The following is a 20,737-nucleotide window of genomic DNA, read 5'->3' as shown; positions in this document are numbered from 1 at the left end:
TTACTCCTATCCGGGAAAGTCGTGCAGATGAACCAGATCGCCGGCTTCATCTATATCGTGCAGGGTAGCGAGTTCATGCAGCCGCCAGCCGAGTGCCTCTGTCCGCTCGCGGGTCAGTTGCGCGACCTGTTCGGTGCTCCAGGGGATATCGCGGAACAGCGACAGGTCGAAGCGGTTCAGGCCGAGCAGGACGTAGCCGCCGTCGGCGGCCGGCGTCATCACCGCATCGCCCTGTTCGAGCGCGGCGGCCGCTCGGCGAAGGCGGTCGGCCGTCAGCGCCGGACAGTCGGTACCGATCAGCAGTACAGGGCCGCCCGCCGCCGTTATCCGTGCGGCGATGCGGGCCATCCGTTCGCCGAGGTCGCCGCCGCCCTGCTCGCTCAGCGCCACCGAGGCGGGACGCGAGGTCCAGCAGGGGTGGTCGGTATCAGGGGTGACGCAGAGCTCCACCGGCCCCAGATCCGCCGCGCAGGCCTCACGCAGGGTGTGGTGAAGCATCCGCTCGGCCAATTGTGCGGCTCCCCGCTCGCCCAGCACGGGGATCAGGCGGGTTTTCGCCAGTCCCGGCAGCGGTGCCTTGGCCAGAATCACGATGCGCGTCGTCATCGGTACCTCCCGGCCAGTTGCTCCGCCGCCGCGCCGCGCCAGTAAGCCCAGCGCAGTTGCCACATCAGTCCGATGGTGCGCCAGACGCCACACTGTTCCCAGCGCCGGCCGGAGGTCAGTACCGGTCCATCGAGGCAGAGCGGGCGCTGCACCTTGCGCAGCCGGTCGGTGAGTTCGATATCCTCCATCAGCGGCTGGTCCGGGTAGCCGCCTACGCGTTCGAACAGTGCCCGGCCGACGAAGATCGCCTGGTCACCGGTGGCGATGCCGGTCAGACGCGAGCGCAGGTTCATCGCCCGCGCGATCACCCTGAGCATCCACGGCCGGCCCTGGATACGCACGTCGAAGCGGCCCCAGATATCGGCCGATAGATCGTCCAGGCGTCGCAGCTGTTCCAGTCCATCATCGGGCAGCCGGCTATCGGCGTGCAGAAACAGCAGCAGATCACCGCTTGCCCGCGCGGCGCCCGCGTTCATCTGTCGAGCCCGGCCCCGCGGGGCGCTCAGCAGGGTAAAGCCTTGGGCCAGGATCCTTTCGGGCGAGCCGTCGCTGCTGCCGCCATCGACAAGCAGCACCTCGCAGTCATGCTCGCGCCAATATGTCAGATGAGTCAGCAGGTCCGGCAAAGCGTCCGCTTCGTTGAGCAGCGGCACGATGATCGAGATCTTCATCCCCGCCCCCTGCGCCGGTCATGGTAGCGCTCGATCCAACGCAGCAGACACTGCGGGGCATGGGCCTTTTTCCACTCGCCGGCCGCGTATTTGTTGCCCTCGGCCCAGGTCGGGTAGGCGTGGATAGTGCCGAGGATCTTGTTCAGCCCAAGGCCGTGCTTCATCGCCAGCACGAACTCGGCAAGCAGGTCGCCGGCATGTTCGCCGACGATGGTGACTCCGAGGATCCGGTCGCTGCCGGGCGGCGTCAGCACCTTGATCAGGCCGCCGGTGGCGCTCTCGGTCAGTGCCCGATCCAGATCGTCGAGATCGAACCGGGTTACCTCGTATCTCACCTTCTGCTCCAGCGCGGTCTGTTCGGTCAGGCCGACGGTTGCGATCTCCGGATCGAGGAAGGTGGTACGCGGAATCACCCGGTAATCGACGGCGAAGCGCTTGAGATGCCCGAACAGTCCATTGACCGCCGCATACCAGGCCTGGTGTGCCGCAACGTGGGTGAACTGGTAGGGTCCGGCGGCATCGCCGACGGCATAGATATGGGGGTAGCGGGTCTCGAGAAATTCGTTGGTGGCGATGGTGCGGTCGGTGTCGATGCCGAGGGTTTCGAGGCCGTAGCCGCTCAGGCGCGCCACGCGTCCCGCGGCGACGATCATGCAGTCGAACGGGATAGCTCGCTCCTCCCCCCGATGGGCGGCAACCAGTTGCTGCGACTCGTTGTCACGCTCGCAGCGTACCGGGGTATGGCCGGTCAGCAGTTCGACACCGGAGCTGCGCAGGGATTGCGCCGCCAGTGCCGACACCTCCTCATCCTCCTGCGGCAGCACCCGATCTCGCCGCTGCACCAGGCTGACCTGAGATCCAAGCCGGGCGAACGCCTGCGCCAGTTCGCAGCCGATCGGACCGCCACCGAGCACCAGCAGCCGTTTCGGGGCCTCGTCCAGCTCGGCGAAACGACTCCAGAGGGTATCGCTGGTGACATAGTCGACCTGCTCGATGCCCGGCAGTTCCGGCACCACCGGCGCGGCACCGGTGGCGAGCACGATGCTACGCCCACTCAGACGCCGACTGCCGCCGTCATTGAGCGCGATCTCGACCGTCCAGGGGTCTACCAATGTGGCATAGCCCTGGATCACCTCAACTCCGAGCCCGGTGTAGCGCTCGACGCTGTCGTGGGGCTCCACCTGCGCGATCACCTCCTGCACCCGCTGCATCACTCGCTTGAAGGAGAAGCGCGGCTGCACACTCTCCAGCCCCAGCCGCTCGGCGGTGCGCATCTCCTGCGCCAGTCGGGCACTGCGGATCAGCGCCTTGCTCGGCACGCAGCCGGTGTTGAGGCAGTCGCCCCCCAGGCTGTCGGCTTCGATCAGCGTCACCTTCGCCTTCACCGCCGCCGCGATGTAGGAGGTAACCAAGCCACCGGCTCCGGCACCGATCACGATCAGGTTGCGGTCAAAGCTCTTGGGCCTGGTCCAATCGACGTAGACACGGCGGCGTTGGACGACACCTATCCCCTTGCGGGCGATCAGCGGAAACAGCCCCAGCAGCGCAAAGGAGAGGATCAGGTCGGCGGAGAGGATGCCGGATACACTCTGCAACTGACCGAGTTGGGTACCGGCGTTGACGTAGACCAGGGTACCGGCCAGCATCCCGACCTGAGATACCCAGTAGAAGGTGAAGGTCCGGATCGGCGTCAGCCCCATCAGCAGGTTGATCAGGAAAAACGGGAACAGCGGCACCAGTCGCAGGGTGAACAGGTAGAAGCCGCCCTCCTTCTCGATGCCGCGGTTGATCGGCTTAAGCCGGGCGCCGAAGCGCTCCTGCACCCAGTCGCGCAGCAGGTAGCGGGAGACCAGAAACGCCAGCGTGGCGCCGATCGTGCTGGCGAAGGAGATCAGCAACACGCCCCAGAGCAGCCCGAACAGGGCGCCGCCGGCCAGCGTCATCACCGCCGCACCGGGCAGTGACAGCGCCGTGACCGCCACATAGATCAGGAAGAAGCCGCCGGAGACCAGCAGCGGCTGGCGGTCGCGCCAGGCGTGGAAGGTGTCGAGGCTGTCGCGCAGGGTATCGAGGGTCAATAGCTGGTGTCCGTCGGCGAGGAAAAACACCGTGACCACCAGCAGGATCAACGCAAGCAAGGTCAGTTTGGTCTTCATTCCGATGCTTCTCTGGCCGATGTTTTCTCCGCTATATCTGCCTTTCCGCTCCTCCTTGACGGCCATCAGAGTGCCCCGCCGCAGCTAGAGCCCTGCCCGGCGGTGCAGCCGTAGCAGTGGTCCGCCACGCAGATCGCCTCTCCATCGAGATCGCTCTTGAGCAGATCGCGCAGATGCGCCCTTGCCCTGCAGCCCTGGGCAAGCCCCAGTTGCTGGTTGAAGTCGCAATCGTGCAACTCTCCCTGCCAGTCCACGCTGATCAGCGAGCGACACATGACGTTGTCGAGGTTGGCTTCCAGGTAGTTTGCCTTGAGCAGCGCCATGTAGGGCTCGAACTGCCCCTTGGAGATCAACATGGAGCCGAAACGCTGAATCGGCATATTGGCCAGCGCGAACAGCTGGTTGAAGACGATGCCGAAATGGTCGAACAGTTCGCGCTTGTAGTCCGCCTGAAGCCTGGCCTGATCCGGCGGCAGCGACGGCCCCTGAGGGTTGTAGACCAGGTTCAGCTGCAGCCCTTCGGCGCTCTGGCCATAACCCAGGGCGTTGAGCTTTTTCAGCGCCTCGATGCTCTTATCGAACACCCCCTTGCCGCGCTGCCGGTCGACGTTTTCAAGCGAGTAGCAGGGCAAGGAGGCGACGACCTCCACCCCCTGCCCGGCGAGAAACTCGGCCAGATCCTCCTGCCCCGGCTCGAACAGCACGGTCAGGTTGCAGCGGTCGATCACCCTGACACCGAGCCTGCGCGCGGCACCGACCAGACGCCGAAACTCGGTATGAAGCTCCGGCGCACCGCCGGTCAGGTCCAGGGTCTGGATCCGTCGCTTAGCCAGCACCTCGATCACCAGGTCGACCAGCTCCGGCGACATCATCTCGGTGCGGTTGGGCCCGGCGTTGACATGACAGTGCACACAGCGCTGGTTGCACCTGTAGCCCAGATTGACCTGCAGGGTGTCGGTACGGCCACGGGCGATGGGCGGAAAATCGGTGGCCTCCAGCAGCGGCAGGGTGGCATGCATGGTTCAGCTCCTTCACGGCGGTTTTTATATCGTTTGCCGGTTAGTCGTACCAAATCGCCATGCCTTACATCTTCTTGATACTCACCGGGCGATCAACTCCTCCAGCGGCAAAACCGAGGTCATCTGCTCGATCGCTCGCGCAATCAGCGCATGATCCGCATCCGGTTCCAGATCGGCCGCTGCGCCGCAGTTGCCGGTCGGCAGGGCCACCAACCTGCTTTGATCCAGTTTAAGCTCAAACTCGCCTCCGCAGTTGCGGCAGTATAGATGCTCACCCGGCTTCTGCTCCTTGCGCACCACGACGGTGGGGCCGCACATCGGGCACTCCTGTAGCGGAATCCCGTCGTCGCTATGGCCCACCACGCACTCGAACTGACCCGCCCGACCCAGTTCGACGAAGGTGGCGGCCAGTTCGGCATCGAACTGTTTGCCCGCCTCCTGATCGATGATCGACAGCGCCCTCTCGATCGGCATACCGGCACGGTAGGGACGATGGCTGGTCATGGCATCGAAGGCGTCGCAGATCGCGACGATGCGGGCATCCATCGGGATCTCGGCACCGCTTAGCCCCGCCGGGTAGCCGCGTCCGTCCGGCCGTTCATGGTGCTTGCCTACGGCATCCGCTGCCAGATGCATCAACGGATGCCCCGCCAGCATCCGCATGCCGATACTGGGGTGGGTCTTGATCACGGCGTACTCCTCGTCACTCAGGCTGCCCGGCTTACGCAGAATCTCGTCCGGCACACCGACCTTGCCCAGATCATGCAGAAAGCCGCCCAGGCTGACCCGCGCCGTTTCGGCCGGGCTCATGCCGGCCGCATCGGCCAGCAGCCAGGCCAGGCGACCGACCCGCCACAAGTGGCCGCCCGTGTAGGGGTCCCGCGCCTCGACGAACCAGGCCATCGCCAGCAGACTCTGCATCAGTTGACCGGCATGCGGGGTGGGCGGGTTCTGCGGCTGCTGTTTTCTACGGCGAAAGATCATCGTCTACTCCTCGGTTATCTCGCTATGGGTGTAATCGAAACGGGCGATAAAGCGGCGGTCGATACGGTCCTTCCAGCGCCAGACCCAACCACCGGAGAGAACAAAGGGCCCCCAACTGGCCACGGCGTGTCGCGCACCGCAGGAGATCAAATAGAGCACCCAGGCACGCGGACGGAAGGGCTTCAGCCTGCCTCCGGTTACCAGCGCAGCCAGATTGTGGACCAGCACCGGCCCCGCTCTGACCGAGTGCACACCGGAACGCATTAACCGGCTACTTGGGCGGGATGCGATATCACCCACGGCAAAAAGGCTGGGGTGTGACAGGCTGCGGTGATAGGCATCCACCTGAATAAATCCCTCCGGATCCAGAGCGAGGGCGCTGCTCTGCAACCAGGCTGGAGCCTTGGCACCGCACGCGGCGATCAGGGCATCGCACTCCAGCAGTGTATTTCGACCCACCTGAATCCGATTCCCCTGCGCTTCTGCTCCGCCGCTGTAGATCTCGACGCCCATCCGCGTCAGTTCGCGCCGGACCACTTTACGCACACCCGCCGAGAACCCCGGCAACACTCCCTTTTCCGACGCAACCAGCTTTACCGGGCTGCCCGCCATCGGGCCGGCCAACGCATACGCCGCGGCCATCGCCAGCTCCACTCCTGCAGCGCCGGCGCCAGCCACCACCAGCCGACCGCCAGGACGCTTACCTACCCGCTCCTTAAAAGAGAGCCAGTCGGCGTGGAATCTGTCGAGGGGTTTTACACACAACAACCTGCCCTGAAAGTCGGTCAGATTGCCCAGGTCGGTCTCGCTGCCGATATCCAATGAAGCCAACGCATACTCCAGACTCTCCCCGCCGGACAGGCACAGGCTTTGGGCAGCCGCATTGAGGCTCACCACTGACTGCTCGATAAACCGCACCCCGGCACGCCTCGCCAGTTGCGCCAGGTCGATACGGCACTGCTCCACGGTGTAGTGACCGGCCATAAGACCGGGCAGCATCCCCGAGTAGTACTGCCAACGCGAGGGCGAGATCAGTACCGTATCAGGTATTGTCAGTCTCCCCTGGGCCATCGCCTCGAGTACGAACAGGTGCGCATGTCCGCCTCCGACCAACGCCAGCCCGACCTCTTTATCCTTTAGCATCCACTCTCCAGAGCTCCGATCCCCAGGGTTGTGTCGTTCAATGTCGTCATCCCTTACAGTCGAAATTGAGTTTAGTGTAAGGAATGCTATATCTATGCGACTCTGGGGCAGTCCAACAGAAGATAGAGGGAGACAAGCGCATGGCTAAGGCGACAATCGGCATTATCGGTGGCAGCGGCCTGTATCGGATGGAAGCGCTGCAGAACGCCGAGGAGCTCCAGCTCGATACCCCCTGGGGCCGACCGTCCGACCGCATACTCAGCGGAGAGATCGGCGGTGTTGCGGTGGCATTTCTCGCCCGTCACGGACGCAACCACTCACTGCTGCCGGGCGAGGTGCCCTACCAGGCCAACATCTATGCCATGAAACAGCTGGGGGTGCGCTATCTGCTCTCTTTTTCCGCCGTCGGCTCGCTGAAGGAGGAGATCGCACCGCTGGATATGGTACTGCCGGACCAATACATCGATATGACCCGGCAGCGCCCCAACAGCTTTTTCGGTAACGGCGTGGTCGCCCATGTGTCTCTGGCACAGCCCACCTGCCCGATGCTCGGCGACCTGCTCGCGCAGGCGGTCGATTCCCTGCCGGTGGAGGAAAGGGTCAACCTGCATCGCGGCGGCACCTATCTGTGCATGGAGGGGCCGCAGTTCTCCACCCTGGCCGAGTCCAACCTCTACCGTTCCTTCGGTGCCAGCGTGATCGGCATGACCAACATGACCGAGGCGCGTTTGGCCCGTGAGGCGCAGATCGCCTACACTTCGCTGGCGATGGTGACCGATTACGACTGCTGGCACCCGAAAGAGGCGCATGTCACTGCCGAACTGGCGATCCGCAACCTGATGCAGAATGCCGACCGCGCTCAGCTGATCGCGCGTCGCGCCATCAAGCTCATCGCCGCGGAGATGCCTCAATCAGCCGCCCATGACGCTTTAAAACAGGGTTTGGTAACGCCTCTGGAGCAGATCGCCGACGAGCGCAGGGCCCAGGTCGAGCTCCTGCTGCAATAGGTCTATCTAAATGACCATGCCGAATACAGATCACAGATCAACACTCGATACTGCCGACCTGAGTGATCCGCTCTACTACCTGCACAACTTCCGCACCCTGGTGCAGTGGGTCGGCAGACACCACATGGACCTGCTGCTTGAGCCGGAGAGGGAGCAGATAGACCAACTGTTGGCCCTGCCCACCCCATCCCTGGCCCTGCTGGTGCGCATGCTGATGCGACGGGGCGAGCAGTTTCGGGCCAGTCGCCTGGTCTATGACGAGATCGGTTCCACCATCAACGCATTGCCTCCACTGATCAACCAGGGGTGGATCGAGTTCGACCCGGCCGTGGACAGCACTACCTTGTGTCGCCTGCTGACCCGCGAAGAGCTGGTCCAGACGTTGGACAGTGACGTCGCGCAGTTTCCCGCCTCACTGTCCAAATCAGCGATCACCGAGCATCTGCAGACAGAGTATGGCGAGCATGCCCGCCGGCTGAAGGAGTGGGCTCCCACGCTGGATGACCAGTTGCTGCAGCTAAGCTGCAGCGACCTGTTCACCCGGTTGCAACTGATGTTCTTTGGCAATCTCGCCCAGGATCTCAGCGCTTTCGTGCTCACCGAGCTGGGCTACCATCGTTTCGAACCGGTCGCCTTCTCGAATGACTCCCGCGCGTTTGCCTGCCGGGAAGAGGTGGATACCTATTTAAGCCTGCACGCAGCACGAGAGTCGCTTGAGCATGAGCTCCCGTTGGGGGAAATTGTCGAACAGCTCCCCCCTGAGCCGCTGGATAACGCCTGGCTGGAGCGGCGCCGCTCGCGCCTGCTGTTCGAGCTTGGTCGTCGTGCAGAACGTGCCGGCGATTACGAGCTGGCGTTGGATCTCTACCAGCGAAGCCGACACACTGAAGCAGGGCAACGGGCGTTTCGTGTACTCGAACTCAGCAGGCCCAACGCTGATAGCTACGCGGCCCTGATCGAGGCGATCACACAGAGTGTACGCCCGAGTGAGCGTGAAGCGCTGTCGCGAATCGAGCGTCGCATGAGCCGAACACTCGGTCGGGAGCCCAAAACCCGCCTCAAACGCCCCACACTGCCCCGTCTCGATCTCAGTCTGCCCTGTTCAGGCTCGGTGGAAACGAGCGTTGCACAACACCTCGGCCGCCAGGACGCCCCGGTCTTTTTTGTCGAGAATACGCTGATCAACGGGCTATTTGCCCTGCTCTGCTGGCCGGCGCTATACGCACCGCTGCCCGGCGCTTTCTTCAACCCCTTCCAGGCCGCGCCGGCGGATCTGAACAGTCACGACTTTGTCACTCGTCGCCAGTCGTTATTTGACGATGCGCTGAGCTGTCTGGCCACAGGGGAATACAGAGAGAGGATACTCGGCCGATGGCGGGACAAGGCAGGTACCACCTGCCCATTCATCAACTGGCAACTACTGGGAGAGGAGCAGATCACGCTGGCACTGGAGTGCATACCTGCCAACCATCTGAAAGATTTTTTCCAACGCCTGCTGGAGGATATTCCCGCCCATCGCTCGGGGCTGCCGGATCTGATCCAGTTTTTTCCTCAAGGCATCGACGGAGTAAGTGGTCCGAGTTATCGGCTGATCGAAGTCAAGGGACCCGGCGATCGACTGCAGGATCACCAGCGCAGCTGGCTCGAATTCTGTCTGGAGCAGGGAGTAGAGGTGAGTGTCTGTTACGTACGCTGGGAGCAGCAGACGATCGACTGAAAATGACCTTGCGGCTTTAACCTATCAGCTGTTTCACAACGCCTATCAGTTGGTCGTTGTTGAAAGGCTTGCCCAACACCAGGTCGGCGCCTGCCTCTTTTGCGCGCTGCAGCTCCTGGTCGCCCAGCGCCGAGATCACGACAACCCGGGTATGCACCACCTCTGGCGTTTTGCGAATAAACTCAAGCACCTCAAAGCCGTCCATTCCGGGCATGCTCAGGTCCAGTGTAACCAGTGCCGGCTGCTCCTGAAGCAACTTGGTGCCGCCCTGGAAGCCATCATTGGCCACGCTGACTTCATAACCCTCGGCACGCAGAATGCGGCGAATAACACGGGTAATGGCGGGTTCGTCATCGATAACCAGAACCCGGCGATTGTTATCGCCGGCCAGTTCTGGCGGTATGGGCATGCCGTTTTCATTGAGAAAGGCGATGAAATCCTCAACCATCACCCGGTTATTGCCACGCCCCGGCAGTTTAAAACCCTTGAGCGCGCCGCGATCGATCCAGCGAATCACCGTCCGCAGGTTCACATCGCATAACTTGGCTATTTCACCGGTGGTGAGCGTTTTCATTAACCTAACGTCCAAAGAACCTTGTCGAGAGTTATAACACAATTCGCAATTAATGCAATTAGGACATTTATGACAGCATCAGACTTCCGCAACTTGCTGGCTACACAGGCACAATAGAGACTGTTCGCCGCGTGAATACTGCTGGTCGCAAACAAAGCCCGCGTCCCCCTGCTGAAAGTGGTATCAACTGATCTCTTTTCCATTTGCTAGGCTTTAGTCGTTGAATCAATCAGGAGAGAGTCGATGAGCTATATCGCCTGGATAATCGCCATCGTAGGGATGTGCATCGAATTGGCCGGCCTGCTTGGCTTTGGCCTCAGCTGGACACTGTCCGGCGCCCTGCTCACTGTTGTCGGCGGCATACTGTGGGGGCTGATTCCGCCGAAATCCACACGCTGAACGCTTTCAACCGCCCGGGGGCCAACCATCCGGTCACGCCCCCTATTCGCTCCCCTTAGCCACTCTGCCGCAACTTGCATATACAATTGAGCCAAAACCTATCCAACTGCTCGTCTGACCCAGACAGTATTGCCCTGTGTTTCACCCATCTTACAGGTAGATAGCCACCATTGAGCGCTTCAACATAGATATATACAATCAATGCATCTCAACCCAGAGCGGCAGAGGCCCCGAGTGAACAACAAGCCACGTTATCAGCAGATAAAAAGCTACATACTCGAGGGTATCAAGCAGCAGAAATACACCCCCGGCAGCCGTATCCCCACCGAGCACCAGCTGGCCGAGCAGTTCGGTGTCAGCCGAATGACGGTAAACAAGGCGATCCGCGATCTGGTGCAGGAGAACCGGCTGGTGCGCTACCCGGGTTTGGGCACGTTCATCGCCGATGCCAAGGCGGAATCGCCACTGGCGGATATCCGCAATATCGCCGAAGAGGTGCGCCAGCGAGGCCACCACTACAGCTGCCGGGTGATCAAGCTCGAGGCCACCTCGGCCAACGAAACCGTGGCGATGCAGATGGGCATGCCGATCGGTACGCGCGTCTATCACTCGGTGATCGTGCATATGGAGGAGGGTTTACCGATTCAGCTCGAGGACCGCTTTGTGGCCGCCGGCCTGGTGCCGGGTTATATCGATCAGGACTTCACGCTGGCCACGCCGAACGAATACCTGGTGAAAACCTGCCCGATCTCCAGCATCGAGCATATTGTCGAAGCGGTACTGCCGGGACACCAGGAGCAGCAACTGCTGGAGATAGATGCCGCTACCCCCTGTATCCAGGTCGGGCGACGCACCTGGTCCGATGGTCGCCTGATCAGCTTCGCCTGCCTGACCCATCCGGGCCCCCGCTACAAGCTGCGCTCGATCACCACGCTGGAACATTGAATTCGCAGGGCCGATAGCCCTGCGCACTGCTACACCTTGTCAGCCGCACAGGCTCGGCAGCAGTCGGCTCGGCAGATGAGCGTTCAGCGTCGCGCCCTGAATCAGCTGTTTGGCTTTTTCGATATCGGGGGCGAAATAGCGGTCCTTGTCGTAGAACGGCACCACAGCACGCAGTTCGGCCTTGCAGGCTTCGATCTGTTCCGACGCTTTAAGCGGCGTGCGGAAATCCAGCCCCTGACAACCGGCCAGTAGCTCCACCGCCAGCACCCCGGCGGTATTATCCGCCATATCACGCAGACGGCGCGCGGCAAACGTCGCCATCGACACATGGTCCTCCTGGTTGGCGGAGGTGGGCATGCTATCCACCGAGGCAGGGTGTGCCAGCGTCTTGTTCTCCGACGCCAGCGCCGCCGCAGTGACCTGGGCGATCATGAAGCCGGAGTTGACGCCGCCATTATTGACCAGGAACGGCGGCAACTTGCTCAGATTGGAGTCGATCAACAGCGCCATGCGCCGCTCGGACAGTGCCCCGATCTCGGCGATCGCCAACGCCAGATTATCCGCCGCCATCGCCACCGGCTCGGCGTGGAAGTTGCCACCGGAGATGAAGTCGTTCTCGTCGGCAAACACCAGCGGGTTGTCGGACACGGCATTGGCCTCCACCAGCAGCACCTCGGCAGCCTGGCGGATCTGCTGCAGGCAGGCACCCATCACCTGGGGCTGGCAACGCAGCGAGTACGGGTCCTGCACCTTCTCGCAGGTGGCATGGGAGTCACCGATCTCGGAGCGCTCGCCCAACAGGTGACGGTAGGCTGCGGCCGCATCGATCTGCCCCTGCTGACCACGCACCTCATGGACACGGGGGTCAAAAGGACGTCGGCTGCCCAATGCCGCTTCTACCGAGATTGAACCCGCCACTGTGGCTGCAGCATAGAGGTCTTCGGCAGCGAACAGGCCCTGCAGGGCAAAAGCGGTGGAGGCCTGGGTACCGTTAAGCAGCGCCAGCCCCTCCTTAGGTGCCAGCGTGATCGGCTCAAGGCCGGCGATACGCAGCCCCTCGGCGCCGGACAGGCGCTCGCCCCTGTAGATCACCTCGCCTTCTCCAAGCAGCACCGTGCTCATATGCGCCAGCGGTGCCAGGTCGCCGGAGGCGCCCACCGAACCTTTCTCGGGTACGCAGGGGTAAACCTCGGCGTTGACCAGTTGGATCAGCGCCTCGATCACCGACAGGCGGATACCGGAGAAGCCACGGGCCAGCGAGTTGATCTTCAGCACCATCATCAGGCGCACGGTGGACTCGCTCATCAGCGCACCGATACCGGCGGCGTGCGACAGCACGATACTGCGCTGCAGCAGCTCCAGGTCTTCCGGCGCGATTCGGGTGTTGGCAAGCAGACCGAAACCGGTGTTGATGCCGTACACCACGCGGTTCTCTTCGATCACCCGCGTGACAGCCGCACTGCTGGCGCGGATCCCCGCATGGCTGGCCGGATCGAGCTCAAGCGCCACCGGTGCATTGTTGACCTGGCGCAGTTCCGCAAGGGTCATCGCGCCGGGACGGATACACAGTGTTTTCATCAATTGTCCTCCAGCATCGGCAGGTCGAGGCCCTGCTCTTTCGCGCAGTCGATCGCTATATCGTAACCGGCATCGGCATGGCGCATGACGCCGGTACCCGGGTCGTTCCAGAGCACGCGGCCCAGGCGCTTGGCCGCCGCATCGCTGCCGTCGGCAACGATGACGACACCGGCGTGCTGACTGAAGCCCATGCCGACGCCGCCACCGTGATGGATCGACACCCAGGTGGCACCACCGGCGGTGTTCAGCAGCGCGTTCAGCAGTGGCCAGTCGGAGATCGCATCCGAACCATCCTGCATCGACTCGGTTTCACGGTTCGGGCTCGCCACAGAGCCGGAATCCAGATGGTCGCGACCGATCACCACCGGCGCTTTCAGCTCACCATTCTTTACCATCTCATTGAACGCCAGCGCCAGCCGTGCACGATCCTTCAAACCAACCCAGCAGATACGTGCCGGTAGCCCCTGGAAGGCGATGCGCTCGCGCGCCATATCCAGCCAGTTGTGCAGATGCGGATCGTCCGGGATCAGCTCCTTCACCTTCCGGTCGGTCTTGTAGATATCCTCCGGATCGCCGGACAGCGCGACCCAGCGGAACGGGCCGATCCCCTCGCAGAACAGCGGGCGAATATAGGCTGGCACGAAGCCCGGGAAGTCGAACGCGTTTTTCACGCCCTTCTCGAACGCCATCTGGCGGATGTTGTTGCCGTAGTCGGTGGTGGCCGCACCGCGTTTCTGCAGCTCGAGCATGGCGCGGACGTGAATCGCCATCGACTCCTTGGCTGCATCGACCACGGCCGCTTCGTCCTTCTGCCGCATCTCGGCGGCGTATTCCAGAGTCCAGCCCTTGGGCAGATAGCCATTCAACGGATCGTGGGCGCTGGTCTGGTCGGTGACCACGTCCGGCACGATGCCGCGCTCGACGATCTCCGGCACGATATCCGCGCAGTTGCCGAGCAGGCCGACAGAGACCGCTTCCCCACGAGCCTTGGCCGCATCAATGATCTCCAGCGCCTCATCCAGCGTGTGGGCCTTGTGATCGACATAGCGGGTGCGCAGACGGAAATCGATACGGGTCTCGTCGCACTCCACGGCGATACAGGAGTAACCGGCCATGGTAGCCGCCAGCGGCTGAGCGCCGCCCATACCACCGAGACCACCGGTCAGGATCCAGCGCCCCTTCGCCTCGCCGTTGAAGTGCTTCTTCGCCATCGCGGCAAAGGTCTCGTAGGTGCCCTGCACTATCCCCTGCGAACCGATATAGACCCAGGAACCGGCCGTCATCTGGCCGTACATCATCAGGCCCTTCTTATCCAGCTCGTTGAAGTGCTCCCAGGTGGCCCAGTGCGGCACCAGGTTGGAGTTGGCGATCAGCACGCGCGGCGCATCCGGGTGGGTCTTGAACACACCGACCGGCTTGCCGGACTGGATCAGCAGCGATTCATCCTCCTCGAGGCGCTGCAGCACTTCGACAATCTTGTCATAGCACGCCCAGTTGCGGGCGGCACGACCGATGCCGCCGTAGACCACCAGGTCCTCCGGGCGCTCGGCCACGTCCGGGTGCAGGTTGTTCATCAGCATCCGCATCGCGGCTTCGGTCAGCCAGCTCTTGCAGGTTTTCTCGGAACCGGTCGGAGCCTTGATGACGCGGCTGGGATCGTGACGATTGTCTTTCATTGTTATAGGCCTCACTTGACAATAAAGTGGATCAGGCGCGCCGCGGCGCGCGCAGTCCAGTTGTCGATATCGAAGGTCGGGTTGTATTCGGCGATATCGGCGATTTTCAGTTTGCCGCTGCGCTTGATCGTCGCGATCAGCGGCTCCAGAATCTCCAGACCCACGCCGTGCGGCGCCGGTGCGCTGACCCCAGGGGCAACGCTGGCGGGCAACACGTCCAGGTCGATGGTCAGGTACAGCAGGTCACAGCTCTCCATGAACTGCTCGAGCTGACGGATCGTCTCCTGCAGGTGCAGGAGACCCATGTCAGCATCGCTCCGGTAGCTGACACCCAGTTCGTCGGCGCGCCGGAACAGCGCCGCCGTATTGGACACTTCACTGACGCCCAGGCAGCAGTAACGGAACTCCAGGCCGCGAGCCTGGCACTGCCTGGCAATCTGGTAGAACGGCGTGCCGGAGCTGGCACCGTTGCTGTCCGGGCGCAGGTCGAAGTGGGCATCGAAGTTGACGATGCCGATGCGCGGTTTCTCGCCGCTCGCCTCGATATGCTGGGCCAGGCCCAGCCAGGTGCCGAACGCCACCTCGTGGCCGCCACCGAGCACCAGCGGGAAATGGCCGGCCTCCAAACAGTCGGTGACACGGTCGGCCAACGCCTGATGAGCGGTCTCTAGCTGCTGCTCTTCGCACTGCACGTCGCCGGCATCGTAGGCGGTCCGCTCCGGCGACCAGGGCAGATTGGCCAGGGCTCGGCGCAGTTTATTCGGTGCCTGTGCAGCACCCACGCGGCCCTGGTTGCGGCGCACACCTTCATCGCTGCAGAAGCCGATCAGCACCAGCCCTGCCGGGCCTTCCGCCAAAGGCTTGATTACCTGATGCAGGCGGGTGGCCAGTTCAGGGGACTCGTCGGCGTCGACGCGGCCGGTCCAGATATCGTTGAATTTCAGCTCAAACATTACCTACCTCCCCGCCAACGATGCGCTGTTTGATCGGATTGACGCCGAACTGGTAGGCCAGCTCGGCCGGATGTTCGATATCCCAGAGCAGCATATCCGCCTGCATCCCCGGTTTGATCTGGCCCAGGGTATGGCCCAGGCCGAGCGCCCTGGCGGCATTTCGGGTGACGCCCGCCAACGCCTCCTCCGGGGTCAGCCGGAACAGGGTGCAGGCCATGTTCAGCGCCAGACGCAGCGATGCCAGCGGCGACGATCCGGGATTAAGGTCGGTTGCCACCGCCATAGGCACACGGTGCTGACGTAGTAGATCGATCGGGGGCAACCGGGTTTCGCGCAGGAAATAGAAGGCGCCGGGCAGCAGCGTGGCGACAGTACCGGCTTCGGCCATCGCCTGGATTCCGGCCTCGTCCAGCCACTCCAGATGGTCGACGGACCAGGCACCGTACCTCGCCGCCAGTGCTGCCCCTTGCTGATCAGAGAGCTGCTCGACATGGGCGCGGATACCGAGACCATGGGTCTGGGCCGCCTGGAACACGCGCTCGCACTGGGCCGGTGAAAAGGCGATGGTTTCGCAGAACACATCCACCGCATCGGCCAGACCTTCGGCGACCGCCGCCGGAATGATCTCATTGCAGACCAGGTCGATATAACCCTCGGCATCGTCGGCAAACTCGGGCGGCAGTGCATGCGCAGCGAGCAGCGACGTCGATACCCGTACCGGGTAGCGCTCGCCGAGCGCCCGCGCTGCACGCAGCATGTTCAGCTCACTGACAAGATCGAGGCCGTAGCCGGACTTGATCTCGACACTGGTCACCCCCTCCCGCAGCAGCGCCTCAAGGCGCGGCACGGCCAGCGCCACCAACTTATCCACGCTGGCGGCGCGGGTAGCCTTGACGGTGGAGAGGATGCCACCACCCTGGCGCGAAATCTCCTCGTAGCTGGCGCCCTGCAGACGCAACTCGAACTCGCGGGCACGATTGCCGGCAAACACCAGATGGGTATGGGCATCGATCAGTCCCGGCGTCAGCCAGCGGCCTTGGGCGTCGATGATCTCGGCAGCGATGCCACTGGCATCGAAGGCGGTCATCGGCGCGATCGCCTGAATGCGGTCGCCGGCGACACCCACCGCCTGGTGCGACAGCGCACCATATGCGGCACTGTTGTCGGTATCGAAGGTCGCGACGTTGGCGTTGATCCAGACTCGGTCACAGTTTCTGAACACTGCATCCACCCTTTGGCTTAAAAACTATTGGCAACAGCATTTGTATATACAAATATATACTACAGATTTTCAGGAATGCAAACGCAATCGGTGGATTTTTTCCAGTTTTACATTTGAAACAAAAAAAGCGGAGATGGCGTTAGCGCCATCTCCGCCCCGAAAGGTTTTCCGCTGTCATCCGATCAGACGTTCGGCATAGAAGGCTACCGGTGTCGACAGCAGGATGGTCAAGGCCACGCGCTGGTACCAGATGATCAGCATCTGGCGGATCGTCAACGGTATCTCGGTGGAGAGGATGCAGGGGATAGACGCCGAGAAGAACAGCACCGAGGAGATCGCCACGCAACCGGTGACGAACTTGGCGGCAACCGCCCCTTCAGCCATCAGCAGCGCCGGCAGGAACATCTCAGCCAGGCCGGTGGCGGCAGCCTTGGCCACCGCCAGCGGCTCACCAAGCTGGGCCAGCGCGGTGAACGGATAGAACAGGTAGCCCATCCAGTCGAACAGCGGCGTGTACTTGGCAACCAGCAGCCCGATCAGTCCCACCGACATGATCGACGGCAGTATGCTCATCGCCATCAACAGCCCTTCGAGGAAGTTACGCCGGATATTGATCAACAGCGGTTCCGCCTGCTCATTGGCCGCGACACCCTCCAGCACTGCCTGCTTGAAACGCGGATGTTCGAGCTGTTCCTGCTCGGGCTGGTCGGCCCGGTCATCCATTCGAGACAATGGGAACAAGCGCACAGTGATCGCGGTGACGATGAAGGTAATCGCCAGGGCCGACCAGAAGAACAGATTCCATATCTCCATCAGCCCCAGGGTCTTGGCCACGATCACCATAAAGGTGGCCGATACGGTGGAGAAGCCGGTGGCGATGATCGCCGCTTCCTTTGCTGAGTACTGGCCGGACTTGTATACCCTGTTGGTGATCAACAGGCCGATGGAGTAGCTGCCAACAAACGAAGCCACGGCGTCGATGGCCGATTTGCCCGGAGTCTTGAACAGCGGCCGCATTACTGGCTGGAACAGCACGCCAATCAGTTCGAGCAGGCCGTAACTGATCAGGAACGCCAGGAAGATCGCACCGATCGGCACGATCAGCCCCACCGGGATCACCAGCTTGTTGAACAGGAACGGCAGCATATCCTTTTCAAACAGCGCCGCCGGGCCGAATTCGAAGAACGCCATCAACGACACCAGCACGCCGGCGACCTTGAGCAGCGAGAAGATGGTATGCGTGGTGTCTTTGCGCCAATTGCCCCGGACAAAAGGATAGATCCCGCCGGCGATGATAAGCAGCAACGCATAGAAAGCGGCGCCATCGGCCTGATGGGTGCGGATCCATGAGACGATATGATCCAGCGGAATGGTGGATTTGCCTGCCACCTCCACCGGCACGAAGAAGAAAAAGATACCGATCGCGCTGAACAGGATCAGCCGCGCAATCGACACCGGATTGAGGGACACAGCCGTTGCGGTCTCGTTATTCATAGAGATGCCTGTATTTATTGTTGGTGAGTGTCTGGTCAGCACGGGCACAGCCTTGCGCTGTCCGGCATACCCAAAAGCTCGCATCCTGCCCATGATTCCGGCGACACAAACCCGCCCGACACAGCGGTGCAGATCACGATTCCTCCGGCAACAATCCATGTACATACACATGTATATACATTTGCATCAAGTATGTAAATACCTCAGCTTGGCTGAGCAGTCTCTTTACCGCCCTCTTCCATCAGCTGTGCCATCTCGAATTTCAGTGCATCGATTAAAGATTCGGCAAAACTGGACAGTTCAACATCATTTCGCAACGCGACGTAAGTACTGAAGCGCACAGGTTCGGCCAGCCGAATAACCCGGAGATCACTGCTTTCCGTCTCGACTCCTGCCAGCGAAAAACTGTCGAGTACGGCTACCCCCAGCCCCTGCCTGACCAGTGAGATCACCATCGATCCGAAGCGCACGCGAAAGGTCAGGTCGTAGTCGACATCTGCACGACTGAACACGCTGTTCAGAATCTGACCATAGGGATCGCCAGGATCGACACCGATCAACGGGTACTGCGCGATCTCCTCTGCACTTACCACGGCCAGGGAAGCCAAGGGGTGGTCCCGGTGCACCACACAGCGCAATTCGCCCTCCGCAAGCGGCAGGAAGTCGATCGCCGGATGGTTGAAGCTGTAGCTCATACAGACAAACTCACCCCGCCCGAGCAGCAGGTAATCGATCGCCTCCTCGAGTTTCAGGGTTTCGATATTCAGATGCAGGTCTGGATAGCGCCCACGCAAGTGCGCGATCGCACGGGGTACCATCGTCAGCGCCAGACTCGGCACCGAGCCGAAGATGAGTTCGACCTCCCGTCCACGCTCCAGCTGTTCGATCGAGCGGTTCAGATCGCTGAGCTTTTTGTACAGATCATTGAGCTGGGCGAAGATACCGCTGGCTTCAGGGCTGGGCGTGTATTTACCGCCGATACGGGTAAACAGCTTGATCTCCAGTATCGATTCCACGTGTTTCATGGTCCGGCTCACGCCGGGCTGGGAAACATTCAGCAAGCGCGCGGCACCGGCGATGGAGCCCGCTACCTTGATCGCGCGGATCATCTCGATCTGACGCAGGGTCAACTGTCGTTTGGGCATGATGCTCCCTCCTGTGAAATCACTCTCTATCGCCAGTCCGGCGGATCACTGGTGCCCTTAGCCCTCGAACAAAATTAACATTATGTTATAGATCTACCAAATATTGGTATTTGACGTTTACCACTATCAGCGCAAAATTTAATCACCGGGCGTAACTGGACAGTCCGAGTCCAGCGGAAGAGGCACAACAGGCTCTTCCATTAACGACACACGCAACTGACAACACCGCTAACGTCCAATAACAACAAAGGAAAACAGGCATGAAAAAAGCGCTGATCAAGACTCTTGCCGGAGTCACATTCGCCGGTCTGCTCGCCGGTACTGCCCAAGCTCAATATCCTGAAAAAGATCTGCAGGGGATCATCCAGTGGGGTGCCGGTGGTTCCACCGATACCGTCATGCGCTCGGTAACCCCTCACGCCGAGGATCTACTCGGCCGCGATGTGATCATGACCAACAAGACCGGCGGCGTCGGCGCCATCGCCACCAAGTATGTCAGCGCCATGAAGGCCGACGGTTACACCCTGCTGATGGGCGCCGAGAACCCGCAGATGTACAAGGTGCTGGGGCTGGCCGATGTCGACTACGGCGATATGATTCCGATCAACGTACTGGCACGCGGTACACCGATCTTCGTCGCCCGCAACGATGCGCCGTTCAACACCATGAAGGAGCTGGTCGAGTACACCAAGAAGCACCCGGGTGAGATCAAGACCGGCTCCACCGGGCCCGGCGGCCTGACCTCCATCGTGTTGGCGATGCTGGAGGCGGAAACCCATATCGACTTCACCGGAGTACCCTATGATGGCGACGGCCCGGCGCTGACCGCGCTGCAGGGCGGCGCCATCGATATCATGCCGGCGGTGCTCGGTGCCGCCATCGAGCATATCAAGGCGGGCCGGATGAAGGTGATCGGCCTGGTCGATACCCAAGCCAGCCCGCTGCTGCCGGATACCGCACCGATCACCGAAGAGATTCCGGGCTTCAACAAGTACCTGCCCTGGGGCCCATTCTTTGGCGTCTTCGTCAAGAAGGATACGCCGGCAGAGGCGGTCGAGAAGCTGACAGCGGCTTATCATGAAGCGGCGCAGAACCCTGAGTTCAAGGAGCTGATGGACAAGCGCGGCTTCACCATTATGAACATCTCCGGTGATGAGGCGGCCAAGTTCCTCGACAGCTACCGCTCCGTCTCCTCCTGGATCGTCTACGACGCCGGTATCGCCAAGCACTCCCCGGAGGAGTTCGGCATCAAGCGTCCGGAGTAACACCCTAAGCAACACAAAGGCAGCCGGGCTTCGGCCCGGCTCTGGTTCCGAGATATGAGGACCGAGATTCCCAGGTCCGCCGGTTGCGCCCCAACCGACTATAACTAGAGTGAATCCATCACCATGTCACATACCCAGCATAGCTACACCAAGCCCGGCGAAACCCTGTTCGGCTTCCTGATG

Annotated in this window: 18 protein-coding genes; 5 read left to right on the top strand and 13 right to left on the bottom strand. The window is 61.7% G+C overall.

The window, feature by feature from the left end; all coding sequences use genetic code 11:
• Positions 1 to 6: 6 nt before the first annotated feature.
• The 6 genes from KQ940_RS21625 to KQ940_RS21600 form a co-directional block, all read right to left on the bottom strand.
• A complete protein-coding gene (locus tag KQ940_RS21625) occupies positions 7 to 606 on the bottom strand; it encodes a TIGR04282 family arsenosugar biosynthesis glycosyltransferase (RefSeq protein ID WP_217416730.1) in 600 nt (199 codons plus the stop codon).
• Entirely contained in the window at positions 603 to 1,277 is a 675-nt protein-coding gene (locus KQ940_RS21620; protein WP_217416729.1) for a TIGR04283 family arsenosugar biosynthesis glycosyltransferase, read from the bottom strand. Before KQ940_RS21620 ends, KQ940_RS21625 begins: the two co-directional genes overlap by 4 nt.
• Positions 1,274 to 3,433, bottom strand: coding sequence for an FAD-dependent oxidoreductase (locus tag KQ940_RS21615; protein ID WP_217416728.1), 2,160 nt, complete (start codon positions 3,431 to 3,433; stop codon positions 1,274 to 1,276). Before KQ940_RS21615 ends, KQ940_RS21620 begins: the two co-directional genes overlap by 4 nt.
• A 65-nt stretch (positions 3,434 to 3,498) precedes the next feature.
• Positions 3,499 to 4,452 (bottom strand): arsenosugar biosynthesis radical SAM (seleno)protein ArsS, encoded by a 954-nt coding sequence (gene arsS / locus KQ940_RS21610; RefSeq protein WP_217416727.1) that lies wholly within the window; start codon positions 4,450 to 4,452, stop codon positions 3,499 to 3,501.
• A gap of 81 nt (positions 4,453 to 4,533) precedes the next feature.
• Positions 4,534 to 5,436, bottom strand: a complete 903-nt coding sequence (locus KQ940_RS21605) for an HD-GYP domain-containing protein (RefSeq protein WP_217416726.1) — start codon at positions 5,434 to 5,436, stop codon at positions 4,534 to 4,536.
• Positions 5,437 to 5,439: 3 nt separating this feature from the next.
• Complete coding sequence (locus KQ940_RS21600) at positions 5,440 to 6,579, bottom strand: FAD-dependent oxidoreductase (RefSeq protein ID WP_217416725.1); 1,140 nt, start codon at positions 6,577 to 6,579, stop codon at positions 5,440 to 5,442.
• A 140-nt stretch (positions 6,580 to 6,719) separates the two neighbouring features.
• Here KQ940_RS21600 and mtnP point away from each other — a divergent pair, with 140 nt between their 5' ends.
• Both mtnP and KQ940_RS21590 read left to right on the top strand, forming a co-directional pair.
• Complete coding sequence (gene mtnP / locus KQ940_RS21595) at positions 6,720 to 7,586, top strand: S-methyl-5'-thioadenosine phosphorylase (RefSeq protein WP_217416724.1); 867 nt, start codon at positions 6,720 to 6,722, stop codon at positions 7,584 to 7,586.
• Positions 7,587 to 7,602: 16 nt separating this feature from the next.
• Positions 7,603 to 9,303 (top strand): VRR-NUC domain-containing protein, encoded by a 1,701-nt coding sequence (locus tag KQ940_RS21590; RefSeq protein ID WP_217416723.1) that lies wholly within the window; start codon positions 7,603 to 7,605, stop codon positions 9,301 to 9,303.
• A gap of 16 nt (positions 9,304 to 9,319) precedes the next feature.
• Here KQ940_RS21590 and KQ940_RS21585 read toward each other — a convergent pair whose 3' ends face one another.
• On the bottom strand, positions 9,320 to 9,877 hold the full coding sequence (locus KQ940_RS21585) for a response regulator (RefSeq protein WP_217416722.1): 558 nt from the start codon (positions 9,875 to 9,877) through the stop codon (positions 9,320 to 9,322).
• 243 nt (positions 9,878 to 10,120) lie between these two features.
• On the opposite strand from KQ940_RS21585, the gene KQ940_RS21580 reads away from it, so the two are divergent.
• Together KQ940_RS21580 and hutC are read left to right on the top strand one after the other, a co-directional pair.
• Positions 10,121 to 10,276, top strand: a complete 156-nt coding sequence (locus KQ940_RS21580; RefSeq protein ID WP_217416721.1) for a hypothetical protein — start codon at positions 10,121 to 10,123, stop codon at positions 10,274 to 10,276.
• Between the two features lie 234 nt (positions 10,277 to 10,510).
• Positions 10,511 to 11,221, top strand: coding sequence for a histidine utilization transcriptional repressor HutC (gene hutC / locus KQ940_RS21575; RefSeq protein WP_217416720.1), 711 nt, complete (start codon positions 10,511 to 10,513; stop codon positions 11,219 to 11,221).
• A gap of 39 nt (positions 11,222 to 11,260) precedes the next feature.
• On the opposite strand, the gene hutH is transcribed toward hutC, so the two are convergent.
• The 6 genes from hutH to KQ940_RS21545 all read right to left on the bottom strand — a co-directional run bounded on the left by hutH (position 11,261) and on the right by KQ940_RS21545 (position 19,289).
• Positions 11,261 to 12,799 carry a histidine ammonia-lyase gene (gene hutH, locus KQ940_RS21570; RefSeq protein WP_217416719.1) on the bottom strand — a complete coding sequence of 513 codons (1,539 nt, stop codon included), beginning with the start codon at positions 12,797 to 12,799 and terminating at the stop codon, positions 11,261 to 11,263.
• A complete protein-coding gene (gene hutU, locus KQ940_RS21565) occupies positions 12,799 to 14,475 on the bottom strand; it encodes a urocanate hydratase (protein WP_217416718.1) in 1,677 nt (558 codons plus the stop codon). Before hutU ends, hutH begins: the two co-directional genes overlap by 1 nt.
• Positions 14,476 to 14,486: 11 nt before the next feature.
• A complete protein-coding gene (gene hutG / locus KQ940_RS21560) occupies positions 14,487 to 15,428 on the bottom strand; it encodes a formimidoylglutamase (RefSeq protein ID WP_217416717.1) in 942 nt (313 codons plus the stop codon).
• On the bottom strand, positions 15,421 to 16,650 hold the full coding sequence (hutI, locus tag KQ940_RS21555) for an imidazolonepropionase (RefSeq protein WP_217416716.1): 1,230 nt from the start codon (positions 16,648 to 16,650) through the stop codon (positions 15,421 to 15,423). The genes hutG and hutI overlap by 8 nt, the downstream gene beginning before the upstream one ends.
• Before the next feature lie 174 nt (positions 16,651 to 16,824).
• Positions 16,825 to 18,144 (bottom strand): YjiH family protein, encoded by a 1,320-nt coding sequence (locus tag KQ940_RS21550; protein ID WP_217416715.1) that lies wholly within the window; start codon positions 18,142 to 18,144, stop codon positions 16,825 to 16,827.
• Positions 18,145 to 18,347: 203 nt separating this feature from the next.
• On the bottom strand, positions 18,348 to 19,289 hold the full coding sequence (locus tag KQ940_RS21545) for a LysR family transcriptional regulator (RefSeq protein ID WP_217416714.1): 942 nt from the start codon (positions 19,287 to 19,289) through the stop codon (positions 18,348 to 18,350).
• Between the two features lie 260 nt (positions 19,290 to 19,549).
• Here KQ940_RS21545 and KQ940_RS21540 point away from each other — a divergent pair, with 260 nt between their 5' ends.
• Positions 19,550 to 20,554 (top strand): Bug family tripartite tricarboxylate transporter substrate binding protein, encoded by a 1,005-nt coding sequence (locus KQ940_RS21540; RefSeq protein ID WP_217416713.1) that lies wholly within the window; start codon positions 19,550 to 19,552, stop codon positions 20,552 to 20,554.
• Positions 20,555 to 20,737 lie beyond the last annotated feature (183 nt).

The sequence above is a fragment of the Marinobacterium ramblicola genome, from assembly GCF_019084545.1.
Taxonomy (GTDB): domain Bacteria; phylum Pseudomonadota; class Gammaproteobacteria; order Pseudomonadales; family Balneatricaceae; genus Marinobacterium_D; species Marinobacterium_D ramblicola.
Note: the sequence above shows the minus strand (reverse complement) of the source record. Positions and strands in the feature narration are given on the sequence as shown.